Genomic DNA, 20,404 nt, shown 5'->3' with positions numbered 1-20,404 from the left:
TGAAAAACACCCCAACATCATTGAGGTGTTATTATGTCTAATTAAACCTTCTGTCCATTTTTAGTGTCCCAGTTTAATCTAGTTGATTTTCATTTACTTTTGATTTAATTCTTTTCAAACTCTAACATACGAATCATTTTCATTAACTAAAAATTCTTCTATATCTTCAAAATTGAATACAAAGTATGTAATATCGCTATAGCTTTCTTTGTTTCATTTTCATAATTTAGGAGCAAACAACTCTCTTACACCATTAATAGCTAATCCTATAACACCATTATTCATAAATTTATTGAAGTCACTGTTTGCACCAATTTTTTTAAGTTCAAATTCAGTTGAGCTTCCATTATTGTCATATGCTTTAGTGAATAGTTTTGCATTTTCTTTTCATTGTATTTTGCTATTTTTAATTTGTTTAAGTAATTTAACAAATTTTGCATATTGTATAGAATACATAACAATATGAAAAATGAACATTAATGTGATTATTATGCAGCTGGATGCTATTATTAATGTATATAAAACAGATGTATCAAGTGAATCACTAATACTTAATTCTCTAGCTGCATATACTATATCCATAATAGAAAAGACAAGTGAAATAAAAATTCAAGCAGATAGCATAATAAATGGTATAGTGATATATTTAAAAATCTTTTTAGCTCCGTTTAAATACTTTTTATTCACAACTTTATTTTCTTCACTTCATTTTTGAATTTGTACTTGTTTATATGAATTTGTTAATCTTACAGTTTTTTGAATGAAAGAATGTGCAAAAGTTAGTATTAGAATTAAAATTGCAAAAAACACGGCTAAGATGAGTAAGTGAGCTCAAATTGGCAAATCGTTAAATATTAATTTCATTAAACTCCTTTATTTAATTATTATATTATTTACACGTCTTTTTAAAAATAAAAACACTCATAAAGAGTGTTTAAATTACATTTTGATGCTTCCGTTTGATCTTGGGTATGGAATTGTTTCTCTAATGTTTTCTGTACCAGTGACATACATAACTAATCTTTCAAATCCAATTCCAAATCCTGAAGTTAACATATGCCCAAATCTACGTAAGTCTAAGTATCATTGTAAATCTTCTTGGTCAATGCCTAATTCTTTTACACGTGTAACTAATTTATCATAATCAGATTCACGTTCAGAACCACCAATCATTTCTCCTACACCAGGTACTAATAAGTCAAATGCAGCAACTGTTTTACTATCTTCATTCTGTTTCATATAGAATGCTTTGAAATCTTTAGGGAAGTTAATTACTGCAACAGGTGCTTTATAAAGTTTATCTGTTAAGTATTTTTCGTGTTCTGAAGCTAAATCTAAACCGAAGTAAATATCCTTGTTTTCAAAAGTATCTGCAACTTTTTTAAGTTCTTCGATTGCTTCTTTATAATCAATGATTTTTAAAGGTGTTTCAACAAAGTGTTCTAATCTTTCGATTAAACCATTGTTTGTTACTTTATCTAAATATTCAATTTCAGTTTTGTTTTTAGCTAATGTGTTTCTTACAACCACTTTAAGCATATCGTCTGCTAAATGAATAACATCAAATAAGTTGTAGAATGCAACTTCAGGTTCAATCATTCAGAATTCTGCTAAGTGTCTTTTTGTGTTTGAGTTTTCTGCTCTAAATGTAGGTGCAAAAGTATAAATTTTGTTCATTCCAACTGCGTAACTTTCACCGTGTAATTGTCCGGTAACACCTAATGTAGCTTTCTTAGATTTTCCAAAGAATGGATCTTTTGATTCGTTATCCGAAACTATAAAAGTTTCTCCAGCTCCCTCTCCATCGTTACTTGTAATAATTGGAGAAGCCATTAAGAAGAATTCTTTTGAAATGAAGTACTTGTGAATTTCATGAGCTAATGTTGTTCTAACAAGCATAATTGCTTTAATTAAGTTTGTTCTGTGTCTTAAGTGTGGAATTTCTCTTAATGTTTCAAGGTTGATTTCTTGGTTTTGAATTGGATAATCTTCATCAACTTTTTTTACTGTAACTTCTGTAGCTACTAATTCAATTGGTTGAGGTGCATTTGGTGTTGCGTGCAATGAACCTTTAATAATGATTGCTGAACCAGGTTTAGTTTGGTCTAATAAGTCAAAATCAAAAGCTTCGCCTTTGAAGACAACTTGCAAGTTTGAAATAGTTGAACCATCGTTTACTTCAATGAAACGAATTTTTTTGTTTCCTCTGTTTGATGAAACTCACCCTTTAATAGTTACATCAGTTCAACCGTCAAAAAACTCAGGTCTTAATAATATTTTTTTAATTGAGTACATAAATTTCTCCTAATTAATTATTGGTCTTAATTTTAATTATTATCTTGTCTTTTGGACTATTTTTGTCTAATAAATCAAACATATGTGTCTCATTCTCAAAGAAAAGAACAAACTCATTTTTGTTTAACATTAATTTATTATCGTATGAATTCATTTGAACGAATTTAACATCATTATCTTTATTTTCATTCAAAATTTCATTGTTTATATTATTTGGATTTAAATCATAATAAACAACTTCTTTTGTATCAAGTAAATTAATATGAATATCAATAGTGCTATTATGGATTTCACCAAATAAATGGTTATAAAATGGTGTGTAATTAAGTTTCACTATTCTAATATTTTCATCAATATTAGTTACACCATATGGTAAATTATCAAAATCATATGAATTAATTAAATTCATTGCTTCACTTAAGCTACTATTGCCATAATCATATTTACCTACGTTGACAAACTTGTCATATATCATTGAAGCCTCCTAATAATATAATATTTTAATATTATATTATTTTTTACAACTTATGAACTTAAAGAAAATAAAAAGTATTTTCAGTTAACTTGATAATAAGAAAAACTACTTTTAAGCTAGTGAGTAAGCTTTAAAAGTAGTTTTATAGTTTAATTTATAAGAAATTTTGAGTTTCAAATAATGCTCTATATACTTTAACATAAACTTGCTTATCTTCTGATTTGAGCCAATCTCCAATTGAATCGAAGTTTAATAAGAAGTAAGCTAATTTTTCGATGTTAGCTCTGTTTTTCATTTTTCTTGAAGCTATATTAATAGGGAAAATTGAACTAAATGATTCAGCTTTACCATAGAACACAATAGGTTTTCAAATAATTAATCTAGGGTTTTTGTCATTAAATTTGAATAAGTTTATGTCAGACATTTGTAGTTCAGTTAATTCAACCCCTTCAAACATTTCTGCATTAGGACTAAATCTAACTTTCTTAGCTTTTTTGAATTCGTCATTTAACCTTTTCTTGAACACAAAAAAGTAAGGAATAATAAACAATGAAAAGAATTGTAAATAACTAATTGGTATAACAACTATCGGGAATAATATTTTATATATTTCATTGAAACGATCATTGCCAGGTAGTAAAAATAGTTCTAAAAATAAAACAACATATAAAGCTACGTGAATGAAAAATAACACTATTGCAGGAATAATAAGCTTGTTTTGGATAGTTTTCAATAGATAATCTTTACCTTCAAGGTATTTTATGTTTACCACTTTGTTTTGTTTATTTCAAGTTTTAAGTTGTTCAATTTTTACATTAGTTAATTTTAGAAGTGATTTGTAAAATAAAAGACCAGATTTTTCGAAAATAACAAATCAACCTAAGATAACTTGAATTATAGAAATTGCGATTAATGTAAAAGGCATATTTTTTCCTTAATATGATTAATATATTATTAATTATATTAAGTTTTTGAGATGAGCAACAAAAAACACAGCTGTTTTAGCTGTGTCATTGATTATTATAATTTAGCAAAGTGTTCTACTGTTCTAACTAATTGTGAAACGTATGACATTTCGTTGTCATATCATGAAATAACTTTGTAAAGTCTCCCATTTTCTGTTTCTAAAACATCTGTTAATTGAGCATCAAAGATTGAACCATATGTAGCACCAACGATATCTGAAGATACTAATGGAGCTTCTGTATATAATAATGTTTCACTTGCTGCTGCTTTAACAGCTGCGTTTAATTCTTCAACTGTTGGTTGTTTGTCTAAAACAACTGTTAAGTCAACTACTGAACCTGTAATTGTAGGAACTCTAAGGGCTGAACCACTTAAAACACCTGTAGCTTCTGGAACTACTAATCCGATAGCTTTTGCTGCTCCTGTAGATGTAGGAACAATGTTTTGTGCTGCTGCACGTGCTCTTCTTAAGTCTTTGTGAGGAGCATCTTGTAATCTTTGGTCAGCTGTGTAAGCGTGAACTGTTGTCATGAAACCGCTTTTAATTCCGAAGTTGTCAACTAAAACTTTAACAACTGGAGCTAAACAGTTTGTTGTACATGAAGCAGCTGAGATTAATTTGTCTTCGCTTGTTAAGATGTTGTGGTTTACGTTGTAAACGATTGTTTTAACATCTTTATCTGATGGAGCTGAAACAACAACTTTTTTAGCACCTGCTTTTAAGTGTTTTTCTGCACCTTCACGTTTTGTGAAGAATCCTGTTGATTCAACAACAAGATCAATTCCTAATTCTGCTCAAGGTAAGTTTTCAGGGTCTCTTTCTGATAAAACTTTAATTTCATTTCCATTAACAACAATAGCACCTTCTTTAACTTCAACATCAACTGGTAATGTGTGGTATGCTGTATCGTATTTTAATAAGTGAGCTAATGTAGCTGGATCTGTTAAGTCGTTAACAGCAACAACTTGCATATCTTTTGAGTTTGTTTGTAATAATCTACGTAAGAATAATCTTCCGATTCTTCCAAATCCGTTAATAGCAACTTTTTTCATAATTTTGCTTCCTTTCTATATCTAAACTAAACTTTTGATAATTTATAAAGCTATTTATAAATTGCTTATATATTATACTTTTTTTAAAAAAGTGTATTTATTTAATTTTATAAATTAAATATTAGCTTTTTATCTTTATGCAGCTTATGAATTAGTCTAAAAATTGAGTGTGATAATCTAACTTTTAATATAATTGCTTTATGAAAAATTCACAAACTATTACTATGTCAGTTAATGAGTTAACTTCAGTTTATGATACTGATAGTTCACTGAAACATTATTTTGAAGCTATTGAAAATGTTGGCATTTTAAATGCTGAAAAATATTGACTAAAAAACTTAAATATTTCTAAAACTGCAAACATTGCAGATTTAGGAACAGGTACTGGACGTTTTATATTTGGAGCACTTGATTTAGGGTTTTTAAACCTTGACGGCTATGATATTAGTAAAAATTCAATTAAAAAAGCTAAAGAATATTTAGCTCAAAATCATTCAAATAAAACTAACATAAATGTGAATTTTTATGAAGTTGATTTATCAAATTATAAATATCAAAAGCAATACGATTTTATGATCTTCACATTCAATTCACTAATGTGCATCCCTTATAGAATTAATAAAATTAATGCATTAAAAAATGCTTATACTGCACTAAAACCTAATGGATACATAGTTTTTAGTGCTCACGAAGCTAAAGGTGATATTAATAGAGAAAAATTAATTAAGCAGCAAGAAAAAGAAATTAAGTTTAAAAATATTTCTAACTGAGATAAAGGTGACTTTGTCTACTATCAGGAAGGACAAAAAGGTGTTTTATCTTATTATGATTTTGATGAAATTATGTCGCTTTTAAATGAAGCTGGAATTAAACAAATTTATAAATATGCACATAGAGATAGTTTAGGAAAAGAAACCAAAAATGCATTAGATTTTAGTGATAATGCTATCTATTATGTAATTAAAAAAGAAAGTTAATTGTTAATTTAGCAAATGACTTCTTTATTAAATTAAAGAAGGATTCATCTTGTAAATAATTTTAGCAATTAACTTTGTTTTTTGCTAACTTATGCTAAAATATTTTCTATGGAAACAAAAAAAGAAACTTCAGATTACACAAGATTAAAACCAAAACACGAACCAGTTTTAAGATCTACAGTTCAAGCTTACATTGAAACAGGAAACGCTGTAAGTAGTGCATATTTAGTTGAAAAATATAGTAAGGTACATCCTGAATTAGATTTTTCAAGTGCTAAAATGAGATACATTTTAGGTGAGCTTGAAGAGTTAGGTTACCTTATAAAAGAGTCAGGAACAAGTGGAAGAATTCCTACTTTATTAGGTCTTAATTATTATGCTAAATATCTTGCTAAACCACAGACATCTGAATTTGAAAACAAAATTGAAGCTATATTAGCAAACAAAAAAGTTGATATTAATAATACAGTCGAAAAAGCAGCTCAAATTATTGCAGATATGTCAGGTTATACAATGATTACAACTAATAATATCGATGATCAAACACTTCTTAAAAGTATTGATTTAGTTGTATTGTCACCTACAAAAGCAACAATTGTATTAGTTACATCAAATGGTGATGTATTTTCAAGAATTTTAAATATTGAAAATAACGAATTTAAAATGACTGATGTTAAAACAGCAGTAAGAATTTTCAAAGAAAGATTAGTTGATAAACCACTTTGTGAAATTCCTGAAACTGTCGCAATTTTAGAACCTATTTTAAAAGAAGCAGTTCAAAAATATCAAGAGCTTATCAACTCATTTGTTAGAAATGTTTTTGGCAACTTCAAGACTAGAACAAGAAATAAAAACAATGTTTATGGAAAAAATAACATTATCTTGAGTCAAAATATTCAAAGAGAAGACCTTTCAAAAATGATTGAGTTGATTGAAAATCACTCAATTTGAGAAAGTATTGAATCTCAAATTGAAGATGAAGAAAACATAAGAATTCAAATTGATAATTCAGGAACATATATGTCTAAGAAAATTAGCAATCATAATCAAATCACTGAAATTGCTATAGTAGGTGCTACTACTTCAAAATATGATGATATGAAGACTGCGCTTGCAATGTTGGAAAGAATTTTAAGCAATAAGAAAAAATAATCTTGCTGTAAAAATTAGGAGCAAAAGAGGAGAAAAATGAATAATTATTTAACAAAGGGAAAGATTTTTGAGGGTAATAAAATTACTGCTGAATTTGAGCTTTTCTTAGATTCAAAAGAAATTATTGAATTTAAAGGTAAAAAAACAATCACAGTTGGTAAAAATGAATACTTACCTGATTTTGACAAATATTTAATTGGTCAAAAATTTAATAAAAAATTAACTATTAAATTAGTGTTTCCAAGTGATTACATTTTTAAAGACTTTCGTGGTAAAAAAGCTTATGTTAATTTAAAAGACATAAAACTTCAGATTTCACACATTAAAAAAGAAGAATCAAAATCTAATGATAAAGAGAAAGAATTATTAGCTGCAGAAATTGAAAAACTTAATGCAGAAAAAATTCAATTATCTTCACAAATTGATTCTTTAAATGCAAAAGTTAAAGAATTAGAAAACAAAATTCAATTAGATCAATATACATACAAATTAAAACTTCAAGAATTAGATGGAAACTTCAAGCAAAAATATGAAGAATTAGTTACAAAAACTAATGAAACAAAAAAACAAGAAGTTTTAGAAAACAAAAAATATGCATTATCTAAGTTTTTAGAAGAAATCATGGAACCATATAACAATTATATGGGGGCTATGAATGCTGGTTTAAATTCAGATAATGAAGTTGTTAAAAACTACTGCTTTGGATTTTCAATTGTTGCAAAACAATTTGAAAATCTATTTAACGAAAATGGTGCCCAATTAATTGACCCAATTGTAGGTTCTGAATTCGATGCTCACACTCAAGAAGTTGTTCAAATTGAACACGATAATAATAAAGCTGACAATTCTATTATAAGAGTAGTTAGATATGGTTTAAAAATTGGTGATAGAGTAGTTAAGCCTGCATCAGTTGTTATCTCAAAAATAAAATAAAAAAATTTAGCAAATAAATTATTGTTTTGCTAAATTTCTGTTATAATATACTCAATTAAAAAGAGGACGAAAAAACATTTTATTGCAAAAGGAGATTAAATATGGCTAAAGAAATAGTATTAGGAATTGACTTAGGTACAACAAACTCTGTTGTTACTGTTATTGAAAATAAACAACCTGTTGTTTTAGAAAACCCTAATGGGAAAAGAACAACTCCATCAGTAGTTGCATTTAAAGGAGATGAAATTATTGTTGGGGATGCTGCTAAAAGACAAGTTGAAACAAACCCAAACACAGTTGTTTCTATTAAAAGATTAATGGGAACAGATAAAACAGTTAAACTAAATGGAAAAGATTACAAACCTGAAGAAATTTCAGCAATGATCTTACAATATATGAAAGATTATGCAGAAGCTAAATTAGGTAAAAAAGTAACTAAAGCTGTTATTACAGTTCCAGCTTACTTTGACAATGCTCAACGTGAAGCTACAAAAATCGCAGGTAAAATTGCTGGATTAGATGTTCTTAGAATTATCAATGAACCTACTGCGGCTGCACTTGCATTCGGTTTAGAAAAAACTGATAAATCAATGAAAGTTCTTGTTTATGACTTAGGAGGAGGAACATTTGACGTTTCTGTTCTTGAATTAGAAAACGGAACATTTGAAGTTTTATCAACTTCAGGAGACAACCACTTAGGTGGAGATGACTGAGATCACGCTATTGTTGAATGAATGATTTCACAAATTAAATCAAAATACGATTTTGATGTAAGAAGCGACAAAATGGCTATGTCAAGATTAAAAGAAACAGCTGAAAAAGCAAAGATTGACTTATCAAACCAATCAACAGCTGCTATTAACTTACCATTCTTAGCAATCACACCAAACGGACCATTAAACGTTGAATTAGAATTAAAACGTAGCGAATTCGAAGCTATGACAGCTAACTTATTAGATAGAACAAGAAAACCTATTGAAGATGCTTTAAAAGAAGCTGGAATTACAGCTAACGACTTACACGAAGTATTATTAGTTGGTGGATCAACAAGAATGCCAGCTGTTCAAGAAATGGTAAAAAGAACATTAGGTAAAGAGCCTAACCGTTCAATCAACCCGGATGAAGTTGTTTCAATTGGTGCTGCTATTCAAGGTGCTGTTTTAGCAGGAGACATTGATGACATTTTATTACTTGATGTTACACCATTAACATTAGGTATTGAAACACTTGGAGGTATTGCTACACCACTTATCCCAAGAAATACAACAATCCCAGTTACAAAATCTCAAATCTTCTCAACAGCTGCAGATAACCAAACAGAAGTTACGATTACAGTTGTTCAAGGTGAAAGAGAAATGGCTTCAGATAACAAATTATTAGGACAATTCAACCTTTCAGGTATTGAACCAGCTCCTAGAGGAATTCCTCAAATCGAAGTTAGCTTCTCAATTGATGTTAATGGTATTACAACAGTTAAAGCTAAAGACGTTAAAACAAATAAAGAACAATCAATCACAATTCAAAACTCTTCAAAATTATCAGAAGCAGAAATTGAAAGAATGATTAAAGAAGCTGAATTAAACAAAGAAGCTGACAAAAAACGTAAAGAAGAAGCTGAAACAATCGTTAGAGCTGAATCATTAATTGACCAAATTAAGAAAGCTAACGCAGAACAAGGTGACAAATTAGATGAAAAAGCTAAAGCAGAATCTGAAAAATTAATTAGTGAATTACAAGAATTAATTAACAAAAAAGATATTCCTGCTCTTAAAACAAAATTAGACCAAGTTGAAGAAGTTATCAGAAACTTCGCTAATGCATCAGCTCAACAAAATGCTCAAAATACACAACAAGCATCACAAAATAACTCTGATGAAGATGTTGCTGAAGTAGTTGAAGAATAATTTATATAGATATTAGGACACTATAGTGCAAACTATGGTGTTTTTATTTGCTTTTGTAATTAAAAAACTTAATAAAACCAATTTATTTCTATATTTATTGTTAATAAATATATGTTTTTATTAGATTTATAAATAGTGCATTAAATTGTTTAAAAATTTAATAAAAAAATTTTCATAGTATAAAAAATATACTATAATAAGTTAGCACAAGGCACCATAGCCAAACGGCCAAGGCATGAGTCTGCAAAACTTTGATTACGGGTTCGAATCCCGTTGGTGCCTCCATAAATGCGCCCGTAGCTCAATTGGACAGAGCGTTAGGTTACGGCCCTAAAGGTTACGAGTTCGAGTCTTGTCGGGCGCGCCAGATGTTGCTTTGCTTTGTGCGAGAAAATAAAAAATTTAAAAAATTTCGTTATAAAAATTAATTGTGTGTTATAATATTTACACCAATAACGAATGCGAGTGTAGTTTAATGGTAGAACTTCAGCCTTCCAAGCTGACTGTGAGGGTTCGATTCCCTTCACTCGCTCCATATCAGCGAGAAATCGCTGACCTCATTTGTTTTTTTGTTATGAAAGACAGCTCCCTTTTGGGAGTTGTTTTTTTATCTTTTTTACTTACTAAAATTTACTTATTACTTATAATATAAAAAAATATGAAGACAAAAATATATGAAGACAAAAATATATGAAGACAAAAATTTGTGAAAACATTAGAATATAAAGGTAATCATTGATATATCAATGATTTATTTATAAGTCTTTTAAATAAAAAGATGATAATTAAATCAATTTCTCAAATAATAACCTTTTTAATAATTGTTACATTTGTTGTTTTAGCAATTTTTGGAAAATCAAATGTAGTTGAGAATAATCAATGATATACATACTTAATTTTTGCTCCAATAATTTGAGTTATTTATTCTCTTAAATCACTCTATGATACCAGTGAGCTAGGTAAAAAAGTCAAAAATGGTTATTACACCTTTAACCCGAGAATGCATTTTGTATTAAGTAATAAAAAGCACCTTATCAATTTACTGTATCTAACAGCAGTAATACCACCTGTTGATGTTTTTTACAAAATTTTCTTTGTAAACACTTTATACCTTTCAGATAAGCAAAGAAATTCGATTGAAAAGGTTGATGAACTAATTTATTTAATCAATTCAGAATCTGAAAACAAGTTTTCAAGATTGAAAAATGTTGAATTTAAATTCGATGTTTATGAAATGTCAATTGCCGGAATAACAATGGGACTATTTTTAATAGTTCAGACACTTGTTAAATTTACAGCACTTTCAAAAGTTGGATTGAATTTTGAATATGTGTTTTATATTATCTATGCAATCTTTTTGACAACTTATAAAGCAGCACTTTTAGGAGTTGCATCAGACTTTTTTGCACTATTATTTAATGGTGGAATTTGATCTTGATACTGGATGTATGCAATAGTGCCTATTGCAGTTGTATTGATTACAAAACTATTCATTTTTATGTATAAAACAAAGTCAATGAAAGCGGTTATTGCAACTTTTGTAACGATACTTATTTCACTCTTTTCTACCTTCCTTACAATTATTTTAGTATCGAATTCAGATAATCCAAAGTTCTTTGTTAAAAATAAAAAAACTAACTTAATTGAAGGTCTTAAGATCAGTAAAATTTTTGGAGTTGGTGCTCTTACAGATGCTACTTTATACATAATAATTGCAATTTCATTTATTCTAACTTTTGTTCTATTGTTCATCATGCTCTATGTGTACACAAAACAAGATCAAAATAAGAGAATCGCAAGTTATTTCATAAACTTATTTATGATTATCGGAATCGTTTTAATTGCTATGATTGTATGTAGATGAATTTATGGACCTTATGTCTTCGTTAATTATGCAAACTTATTCTTAAAACGTAATTACACAGTAGGCAATAATTATCTAATAATTATGATACCAATCATATTCAGAACCTTAATTTCAATTCCAATTTATGTACTTATTTTATCTACTTTATTCTCACTTCTTGAATTAATCAAAAACAAGATTGAAGCAAGAAAATCTGTTAAATATATCTAACTAAAAGTTAGATATTTTTTTAAACTTTCTATACCATAGAACTAAAAGCAAAATACATAAAAACATTTTTTTAATATAATTAAAAAAATATTTAAGGAGTATTTTATGAGTAATAAAAAATCAAGAAGAGAAATCAGATTAAATGTTATTCAAGTTCTTTACAAATACGAACTTTTAAATGAAGCAATCGATGTACCTGCTGCAGTTACTGAATTTGATTTTATTGATATTGAAGAAACAAAAAGATTAAGTTTAATTGCATCTAACTACAAGTTTTTTAGAAAGACTTTATCATCGCTTTTAAACAGTGACTGAAGTTGAGAAAGACTTTCTCCAGTTGTTAGAGCAATCATTTTAAACGGTGCTTTTGAGTTGTTCAATAATCAACCTAAAATTGTTTTCAATGAGTCAGTTGAAATTACAAAAATGTTCTTCCCACCAGCATTAGACCAATCAAACGTGACACAAGAAGAAAGTTACTATAAGTTTGTTAATGGTATTTTAGAAAACTATTACAAATTAATTCAGTTAATGGATAAAGCAAAATAATGTCATCAATCAAAATTAACAATCTTAAATTTGTAATTGCATACAACTCACATCTAAAAAAGATTATCAAGCAATTTTATTTTACAATCGAGCAGTTTGCTAACTACAAGTTAATCAAAAAGCAAGTAGATAATTCAGCTTACGATAAAAAAGAAATGAGTATTTCTTCAAATACACTTAATGAACTTATTGATAAGTTTTTAAGTCACATTGAATTTGAAGCAAATGCAACTGATGCTCAAAATCAAATGATTAGCAACTTTTATCATTTTATGTTCTATCAACTAATTGCTAAATATTACAACATTGATAATTTAACTTTTGATATTGAGTATTTAGAAAATAACCAAATTAAGTTAGTTAACAATAAGTCATTATCAAAAAAAGAAACTAAACACGAGTTTGATCTTTTAGTTAATAAAGTTAAAAGAACATACTACTATGACTTTTTAGATGAGTTTCAAAAATTGCCAAATTACAACACTGTTTTACGTTCTATTCTAAAGAAGGTGCTTTAATGAAAAATAAAGAAATTAGAGAACAATTTCCAATCTTAAAGTCTATTGTTTATTTTGATTCAGCTGCCTTAGTTTTAAAACCTCAAACTGCAGTTGATGCTTTAGTTGATTTTTATTCTAATAAATCAATTTCATCACGTACAGCAGATACACCAATCGGTAGTGAAGTCAATCAAACAATTTCAAGAGTTCGTTCAAAAGTTGCTGATCTAATCAATGCAAAAGAAACAGAAGTTATATTCACATCAGGAACAACTGAATCAATTAATATGTTTGCTCAAATGATGGGACAAATTCTAAAAGATGGTGATGAAATTTTATTAAGCTCATACAATCACTCTTCAAACATTATTCCTTGATTAGAAATTGCTAAAAAAACAAATTCAAAAGTTGTTGTGTCAAATGACATTTTAAGTGACATTAATGAGAAAACTAAACTTATTTCATTTTCTAATGAAACTAACAACTTTAATATTTCGTTAGATATTAATGCAATTTGTAAGATAGCAAAAGAAAAAAATATTGTAATTTTAGCTGATGCAGCACAAGCTATTAGTCATAAAAAAACTTCCTTAAATGATTTTGATGCAATAGCATTCAGCACAAATAAATTTTATGGACCAACAGGAATGGGTGTCTTAGCAATTAAAGATACATTACTTTCACAATTTAGACCAGTTAAATTTGGTGGTGGTTCAGTTGATGCGATCGGTAAAGATAATAATTGAACTATTAAAAAGACAATTTCAAGATTTGAACCAGGAACACCTGATTTAGGTGGTTTCTTCATGTTTGATAAATCACTTGATTTTTTCAACTCAATTGGATATGAAAAAACTCAAGAAATTCTTAAGGATTTATCAACTTACTTACACAATCAATTAGCTACATTAGAGAATATTGAAGTTTTCTCAAAACCAGGTGACAACATTGCGCTTATTAATGTAAAGGGAATTAATCCTCAGGATGTTGCTACTTATTTAGGTTCAAAAGGAATTTACACAATAGCAGGAATTTTCTGCGCTCCTTATTTGAGAAACATTCAAGATAATTATTCATTTTTAAGAATTTCACTTGGAATTTACAATTCATATGAAGATATTGACAAACTTATTGAAGAATTAAAAAATGGAGGTGACTTTTATGCGTTTTAATCAAAATGAAGCTCGTGAAATGATTATGGAGCATTATAAAAACCCAGTTAACAAAAAAGATTTAGATGATAAATTTCAGACCCATTACAGTAACACTTGTTCTGACAAAGTTCAATTAGACATTCAATGAGAAAATGACAAAATCAAAGAAGCGAACTTTAACGGAATTGGATGTGCAATTTTTGTTGCTTCAACTGATATGTTCTTAAGTTTAATTAAAAATAAAACTAAAGAAGAAATCTCAAAGCTTATTTCGCTTTTTGAAAAGTTTGTTAATCAAGAACAATTAAGCGATGAGCAAATTACAAAATTAGAAAACCTTTGAGTTTTCTATAACGTTAAATCACACTTAAACAGAGTTAATTGCGCTCTTTTAATCACAAAAGCTTACCAAGATGAGAACAACAACTAAAAAACCGATTATTTTCCATATTGACTTTGATAGTTACTTTGCATCGGTAGCAAGATTAAAATATCCACTACTCAAAGGAAAACCAATTGCAATATGCAAAAGTAAATCACATGCAATAGCTGTGTCTATTAGTTACGAATTAAAAAACACAAAATTAGTTCGTGTTGGAATGAAAAAAGAAGAAATCAAAAGACTAGTTCCTGAAACAGTGTTCGTTGATGTTGATATGGATTTATGCATTAGTACATCTAACTCTATTTTTGGTTTTTTAGGTAGAAAATACACAGAAAATATTCATATATCCTCAATTGATGAATGTTTTTTAGATGTAACTAATTTAGTTTACAAAACAAAAGTTTCACCAAAGTTTTTAGCTAGACAAATCCAACAAGAAATCTTAAGAGTTTTCGATATTCCGATCACAATCGGTATATCTCACAACAAATTTTTAGCTAAGATGACTACTAACATTTCAAAACCATTTGGAATTGGATTTACTAATGAAGCTAATTTCAAAGATCAATTCTTTCACTTACCAATTGGTGAATTTCACGGAATTGGTTGAAGGTCTGCTCCAAAACTTGAATCAATGGGACTAAAAACAATTGGTGACCTTTATAAAGCATCTACAAATATGTTGCTAATGCAAACATTATTTGGTAAGTATGCTGAAACAATACTTAAAAATTTACAACCTTATTATTATGAAAATATTCAACATCACGAAGAACAACTTCAAGGGTTAGGGAATGAAATTACTTTTGAAGATTACTATATGGATGAAGAAATTAAAATTAAATACTTTGATGATCTAATTAAAAAAGTTTCAGGAAGAGCTATTAAACACAATTTAGTTGGAAATGTAGTTTCTGTTTTAATCAGAACCAAAGAGAAAAAATGATTTACAAAGCAACATAAAATTTCCAAATATATCAACACATATGAAGATTTACATAGAGTTGCTTTTGATTTATTTGATAAACACTTCAGTGATAAAGAATACATTGGTATAGGTGTAAGAATATCAGGCCTTAGAGATGTTTTTGATATTTACATACCAGTTCCATTATTCCAGGAAGCGACTGAAATTAAAAAGTATGAAAACTTAAATATTAACTTTGCAAACATTGGTGTAACTAAAAATGTAAACAAAGAAAAAAGCAAATTCACCTTACAAGGTAGCTTATACAGAAAGTAGGTATTATGAAAATAGGGATTTTTGGTGGTTCATTTGATCCGGTTCATAAGGGTCATTTAGAAATTGCTAAATATGCAATTAATGAACTTAATTTAGATAAATTAATTTTTGTTCCTACATATTCATCACCATTTAAGACAACTAAAAAAACTGCTTCAGGTGAGCACAGGATTAAAATGATTCAATTAGCTACAGATGGAGAAGATAAAATCGAAGTATCTGATTTTGAAGTTAAACGTGGTGGAGTTAGTTATACAATTGACACACTTAAATACTTTAAAAACAAATACAAAAATGACCAATTATTCTTGCTCATTGGTTCAGACAACTTAATGTCACTTAATAAATGAAAAAATATTGATGAAATTTGTAAGCTTGCAAAAATTGTTGTTTTCAAAAGAAGTAACAATTTCAACAAAATTTATGCAAAAAAATATAATGCTTTAATTTTAAACAACCCAATTTGACCTGAATCATCTACTTTATATAAAAAAGGTGAATTAAACTTTGTTCCAGAAGTTGTTGCAGATTACATTGCAGAACACAGATTATATATAGAGCAAATTATTTTCAATACACTTACAGCACTTAGAGCAAAGCACTCTATGTCTTGTGCCGAATTTGCAGTTGCACTCGGAAAAGCACACGGACTATCTGCCAGAGACGCTTATTTTGCAGGGTTAGTTCACGACATTGCAAAAGAAATTGATCCCGAAGTTTCAATGCAGATAATCAAAGAAAATGAACCTGAATTATTAGATAGTTTTGAAAACCATATGTTGCACCAATACACAGGTTACTTAATTCTTAAACACGCTTTGAGAATTAAAAATGAAGATATTTTAAATGCAGTTAAATATCACACATCTATGAGAGAAAATATGACGCCGCTTGATATTGTGGTTTATATAGCTGACAAAATTTGTCAAGGAAGAAAGTATCCTGGTATCCAAAAAGTAAGAGCTCTAGCTTTAAAAGATTTAAAAGCAGGATTTTCACAAGCAGTTCAAGATGCTTATGATTACAACATTAACAAAGGAGTTGTCTTTTCAGATAAGCAACTTGCTTTATATAACAAATACAGAAGTGGTAAATCACCTTTAGATATAGATTTGAAAGAAGGTAACTAATGGAAATGCAAGAAAGATTACAAAAGATTCTCTCTAAAGCGGGAGTTGCTTCAAGAAGAGAAGCTGAACAAATGATTTTAGATGGAAGAATTTCTGTTAATGGTTATATAGCTAAATTAGGTGATAAAGCTTCATTTAATGATGACATTTTAGTTGATGGATTACCAATTAATGGTGAAGAACAAAAAGTTTATTTTGTTCTAAATAAACCACCAAAAACTGTATGTACACTTAAAGATAATTTCAATAGAGCAAAAGTTACTGATTTAATTGATACACCTTATAAAATTTTTCCTGTAGGTAGATTAGATTATGATACAACTGGAGTTCTTATTCTTACAAATGATGGAGATTTAGCAAATAAATTAATGCACCCATCATATGAAGTTGTGAGAGTTTATAGAGCAAGATTAAATGAACCTCTTGATAAAAAAGAATTGGCTAAATTAAACAAACCTGTAATTATTAACAAAAAATTTTCGAACCAACAAGTTATTCATATTGAATCAAAAAGTTACTTTGTTGTTTTAACACAAGGGACTTACCATCACGTTAAGGAATTATTCAAATTAGTTGATAAAGAAGTTATCAATCTTAAAAGAGTTGAATATGCTGGAATTACAATTGAAAACATTCCTGTAGGAAAATATAGACCACTTACAATCAAAGAAGTTAAAACTTTAAAAGCGTGAGTAAACAAACCAAAGGCTAAAAAATAGTCTTTGTTTTTTTACTTTTAAAGCTTGTACACTATTGTAAAAGGTAAAAATAATGTATGTTATATAAATTTGTAAAAAATATATAATATATTTAAATTACATTTAAATATATCCTGTTAGGAGTTTGTATGATAGACAATAAAGACAAAGACAAGAAATTAATTGAAGAAATTGATGTTACATTAAAAGCTTCAGACGATACAGAATTTGAATATGAAGAAAATAACAAAATGATCTTCAAGAAAAAACAACCAGTAGTTGAGCAAGTTGAAGAAGAGGAAGAATTACCTCAAAACAATGATGAATATCAAGTTCAATCTCAAATCATTGAGTCGCCAACAGAAGGATTAATTCCAATTGTTATTGATAACGAAATGAAACAATCATTCCTTGAATACTCTATGAGTGTTATTGTTTCACGTGCTCTTCCAGATGCACGTGATGGGCTCAAGCCAGTTCACCGTAGAATTCTTTACGATATGTCAGAATTAGGAATTACACCTGGTTCACAACATCGTAAATCAGCTCGTATTGTAGGGGATGTTTTAGGGAAATATCACCCACACGGTGATTCATCAGTTTATGAAGCTATGGTTCGTATGGCTCAAGATTTCTCAATGCGTTATCCTCTTGTAGATGGACATGGTAACTTCGGATCAATCGATGGTGACTCTGCTGCTGCTATGCGTTATACAGAAGCAAGAATGTCTAAAATTGCTTCTGAAATGTTAGAAGGAATTAAAAAAGATACAGTTGATTTTGTAGATAACTATGATGGAAGTGAAAAGGAACCTACAGTATTACCTTCAAGATTTCCTAACTTACTTGTTTCAGGTTCATCAGGGATTGCTGTTGGTATGGCAACTGAAATTCCACCACACAACTTAGGTGAATCAATTGATGCAGCTATTGCTCTTGCTAAAAATCCTGAAATTACAGTTAGAGAATTAATGCAACACATTAAAGGTCCTGACTTCCCGACTGGTGCAATTATCCTTGGAACAAAAGGGATTTTAGAAGCATATGAAACTGGAAGAGGAAGCATTCCTGTTCGTTCAAAATGTGAAGTTATTGAGCAACCTAATGGAAAATCAAAAATTATTATTAGAGAAATTCCTTATGCAATTAAAAAGACTACAATCATTGAAAAGATTGCTGAATTACACAAAGCAAAAGTTGTTGAAGGAATTACAGACTTAAGAGATGAATCAAACAGAGAAGGTATTCGTTTAGTTATCGATGTTAAAAAAGGTGTAAATCCACACATTCTTTTAAACAAGTTATTCCAAAAATCAAATATCCAAACATCATTCAACTTTAACTTAGTTGCTATTGTTAATGGAGAACCTAAAACATTAAACTTAAAACAAGCTCTTGAAGTGTTTATCGAACACCAAAAAGATGTTGTTTCAAGAAGACTTAAATTTGATTTAAATAAAGCAGAAGAGCGTGCTCATATTTTAGCTGGATTAAAAATCGCTGTATCAAACATTGATGAAGTAGTTAAAATAATTAAACAATCTAAAACAGATGCTGAAGCTCAAGAAAAATTATCAAGCAGATTTAATTTAACTGAAAGACAAACAAAAGCTATCCTTGAAATGCGTTTAAGCAGATTAACAGGATTAAACATTGAAAAAATGGATCTTGAAATTAGTGAATTAAATGTTGAAATCGCTCATTACAAAGACATTTTATCTTCAGAAGAAAAATTAATTAACCAAATCGTTTTAGAACTTGAAGAAATCAAAGAAAAATTCAATGACAAACGTAGAACTGTTATTGATGAATCGGCTGTTGGTGTTATTTCAGATGAAGATTTAATCCATGAAAGAGAAATTGTTATTACATCAAGCTCAAAAGGTTATGTAAAGAGAATTGACTTAGATGAATACAACACACAACGTAGAGGTGGAGTTGGTTCAGTAAGTATGAAAACTTACGAAGATGATGACATTGCAATGATTATTCACGCATCAACACATACAAACTTATTATTATTCTCAAACATTGGTAAAGTTTATGCATTAAGAGGACACCAAATTCCAGAAGGTTCAAAACAATCAAAAGGAGTTCCTTTTGTAAACATCCTTTCAGGACTAGATGTCGAAAATGGAGAAAAAATTATCTCAATTCTTAATGTTGATAAATTCTCAGATGATCAATATTTAGTAACTGTAACTAAACAAGGTATGTTTAAAAAATCTGATCTTAAATTATTTGCAAACATTAGAAAAAATGGACTTATTGCATTTAAATTAAAAGAAGGTGATCAGTTAGTTAGAGCATTTGTGATTGGAAATGAAGAATCTGTATTAATCGCAAACAACTACAGAAATGTATGTATGTTCAAATCTGATGACATTAGACCACTTTCAAGAAATTCATTAGGAGTTAAGGGAATTAAACTTGATGATAATCAAGAAGTTGTATCAGCTTCATCAGATAGCGAAGGTTCATTAATCCTTACACTTGGTGAAAAAGGATTTGGAAAACTTACAGACAAAGAACAATTTAGATTAACAAGAAGAGGTTCTAAAGGAGTTGCTGGTATTGATAGTAACAAAGCTGGAAACTTGGTATTTGCTAGATTTGTTAATACAAACGATGAGCTTTTAGTAATTACATCATCAGGTTCAACAATAAGAACTCAAATTAACCAAATTTCTGAAACAGGAAGAAATGCTAAAGGTGTAAAAATTATTAACTTAAAAGACAACGATTCAATCGTTGCTGTTGAAGTTATTTCACAAGATAATTAAAAAGTACAATAATGCTTAAACTAGGACAAGAAAAGTAGACAGAAAATAAAAAAACTAAACTGGGACACTAAAAATGGACAGAAGGTTTAATTAGACATAATAACACCTCAATGATGTTGGGGTGTTTTTC

General features: G+C 28.6%; 18 protein-coding genes and 3 tRNA genes. 16 read left to right on the top strand and 5 right to left on the bottom strand.

The features are described from left to right. Positions 1–93 precede the first annotated feature (93 nt). The 5 genes from ACNF36_RS01620 to gap all read right to left on the bottom strand — a co-directional run bounded on the left by ACNF36_RS01620 (position 94) and on the right by gap (position 4,792). The gene (locus ACNF36_RS01620) at positions 94–864 is read right to left on the bottom strand and encodes a hypothetical protein (protein WP_418303503.1); all 771 of its coding nucleotides are present in this window, start codon (positions 862–864) and stop codon (positions 94–96) included. A gap of 75 nt (positions 865–939) precedes the next feature. After that, the gene (gene asnS, locus ACNF36_RS01615) at positions 940–2,295 is read right to left on the bottom strand and encodes an asparagine--tRNA ligase (protein WP_418303502.1); all 1,356 of its coding nucleotides are present in this window, start codon (positions 2,293–2,295) and stop codon (positions 940–942) included. 13 nt (positions 2,296–2,308) lie between these two features. Continuing rightward, the gene (locus ACNF36_RS01610) at positions 2,309–2,770 is read right to left on the bottom strand and encodes a YhcH/YjgK/YiaL family protein (RefSeq protein ID WP_418303501.1); all 462 of its coding nucleotides are present in this window, start codon (positions 2,768–2,770) and stop codon (positions 2,309–2,311) included. Between the two features lie 154 nt (positions 2,771–2,924). Then, positions 2,925–3,695: a hypothetical protein gene (locus ACNF36_RS01605; protein ID WP_418303500.1), complete on the bottom strand. Its 771-nt coding sequence runs from the start codon at positions 3,693–3,695 to the stop codon at positions 2,925–2,927. Between the two features lie 95 nt (positions 3,696–3,790). Beyond that, entirely contained in the window at positions 3,791–4,792 is a 1,002-nt protein-coding gene (gene gap / locus ACNF36_RS01600) for a type I glyceraldehyde-3-phosphate dehydrogenase (protein ID WP_323176595.1), read from the bottom strand. Positions 4,793–4,989: 197 nt separating this feature from the next. On the opposite strand from gap, the gene ACNF36_RS01595 reads away from it, so the two are divergent. The 16 genes from ACNF36_RS01595 (at position 4,990) to gyrA (ending at position 20,274) form a co-directional block, all read left to right on the top strand. After that, a complete protein-coding gene (locus tag ACNF36_RS01595) occupies positions 4,990–5,766 on the top strand; it encodes a class I SAM-dependent methyltransferase (protein WP_418303499.1) in 777 nt (258 codons plus the stop codon). Between the two features lie 108 nt (positions 5,767–5,874). Next, a complete protein-coding gene (locus ACNF36_RS01590) occupies positions 5,875–6,918 on the top strand; it encodes a heat-inducible transcriptional repressor HrcA (protein WP_418303498.1) in 1,044 nt (347 codons plus the stop codon). A gap of 36 nt (positions 6,919–6,954) precedes the next feature. After that, a complete protein-coding gene (gene grpE, locus ACNF36_RS01585) occupies positions 6,955–7,851 on the top strand; it encodes a nucleotide exchange factor GrpE (RefSeq protein WP_418303497.1) in 897 nt (298 codons plus the stop codon). Positions 7,852–7,952: 101 nt separating this feature from the next. Continuing rightward, the gene (gene dnaK, locus ACNF36_RS01580; protein WP_257088817.1) at positions 7,953–9,755 is read left to right on the top strand and encodes a molecular chaperone DnaK; all 1,803 of its coding nucleotides are present in this window, start codon (positions 7,953–7,955) and stop codon (positions 9,753–9,755) included. A 210-nt stretch (positions 9,756–9,965) separates the two neighbouring features. Next, positions 9,966–10,040: transfer RNA gene (locus ACNF36_RS01575), tRNA-Cys, on the top strand. Between the two features lie 5 nt (positions 10,041–10,045). After that, positions 10,046–10,122 (top strand) — tRNA-Arg (locus ACNF36_RS01570). Between the two features lie 94 nt (positions 10,123–10,216). Then, a tRNA-Gly gene (locus tag ACNF36_RS01565) sits at positions 10,217–10,290 on the top strand. A 123-nt stretch (positions 10,291–10,413) separates the two neighbouring features. Beyond that, complete coding sequence (locus tag ACNF36_RS01560) at positions 10,414–11,832, top strand: hypothetical protein (RefSeq protein ID WP_418303496.1); 1,419 nt, start codon at positions 10,414–10,416, stop codon at positions 11,830–11,832. 105 nt (positions 11,833–11,937) lie between these two features. Beyond that, positions 11,938–12,381 (top strand): transcription antitermination protein NusB, encoded by a 444-nt coding sequence (locus ACNF36_RS01555; RefSeq protein WP_418303495.1) that lies wholly within the window; start codon positions 11,938–11,940, stop codon positions 12,379–12,381. Further along, positions 12,381–12,899: a hypothetical protein gene (locus ACNF36_RS01550; RefSeq protein WP_418303494.1), complete on the top strand. Its 519-nt coding sequence runs from the start codon at positions 12,381–12,383 to the stop codon at positions 12,897–12,899. Before ACNF36_RS01555 ends, ACNF36_RS01550 begins: the two co-directional genes overlap by 1 nt. Beyond that, complete coding sequence (locus ACNF36_RS01545; protein WP_418303493.1) at positions 12,899–14,053, top strand: aminotransferase class V-fold PLP-dependent enzyme; 1,155 nt, start codon at positions 12,899–12,901, stop codon at positions 14,051–14,053. The genes ACNF36_RS01550 and ACNF36_RS01545 overlap by 1 nt, the downstream gene beginning before the upstream one ends. After that, positions 14,043–14,465, top strand: coding sequence for a Fe-S cluster assembly sulfur transfer protein SufU (gene sufU / locus ACNF36_RS01540; RefSeq protein WP_418303492.1), 423 nt, complete (start codon positions 14,043–14,045; stop codon positions 14,463–14,465). Before ACNF36_RS01545 ends, sufU begins: the two co-directional genes overlap by 11 nt. After that, positions 14,449–15,663: a Y-family DNA polymerase gene (locus ACNF36_RS01535; protein ID WP_418303491.1), complete on the top strand. Its 1,215-nt coding sequence runs from the start codon at positions 14,449–14,451 to the stop codon at positions 15,661–15,663. The genes sufU and ACNF36_RS01535 overlap by 17 nt, the downstream gene beginning before the upstream one ends. Positions 15,664–15,668: 5 nt before the next feature. Then, on the top strand, positions 15,669–16,793 hold the full coding sequence (locus tag ACNF36_RS01530; RefSeq protein ID WP_418303490.1) for a nicotinate-nucleotide adenylyltransferase: 1,125 nt from the start codon (positions 15,669–15,671) through the stop codon (positions 16,791–16,793). After that, positions 16,793–17,512 (top strand): pseudouridine synthase, encoded by a 720-nt coding sequence (locus ACNF36_RS01525; protein WP_418303489.1) that lies wholly within the window; start codon positions 16,793–16,795, stop codon positions 17,510–17,512. The genes ACNF36_RS01530 and ACNF36_RS01525 overlap by 1 nt, the downstream gene beginning before the upstream one ends. Positions 17,513–17,640: 128 nt before the next feature. Continuing rightward, complete coding sequence (gene gyrA / locus ACNF36_RS01520; RefSeq protein WP_418303488.1) at positions 17,641–20,274, top strand: DNA gyrase subunit A; 2,634 nt, start codon at positions 17,641–17,643, stop codon at positions 20,272–20,274. Positions 20,275–20,404 lie beyond the last annotated feature (130 nt).

It is taken from the genome of Mycoplasma sp. 4463, from assembly GCF_048381515.1.
Taxonomy (GTDB): Bacteria; Bacillota_I; Bacilli_A; order Mycoplasmatales; family Metamycoplasmataceae; genus Mycoplasmopsis.
This window is presented reverse-complemented; position numbering and strand designations above follow the sequence as displayed.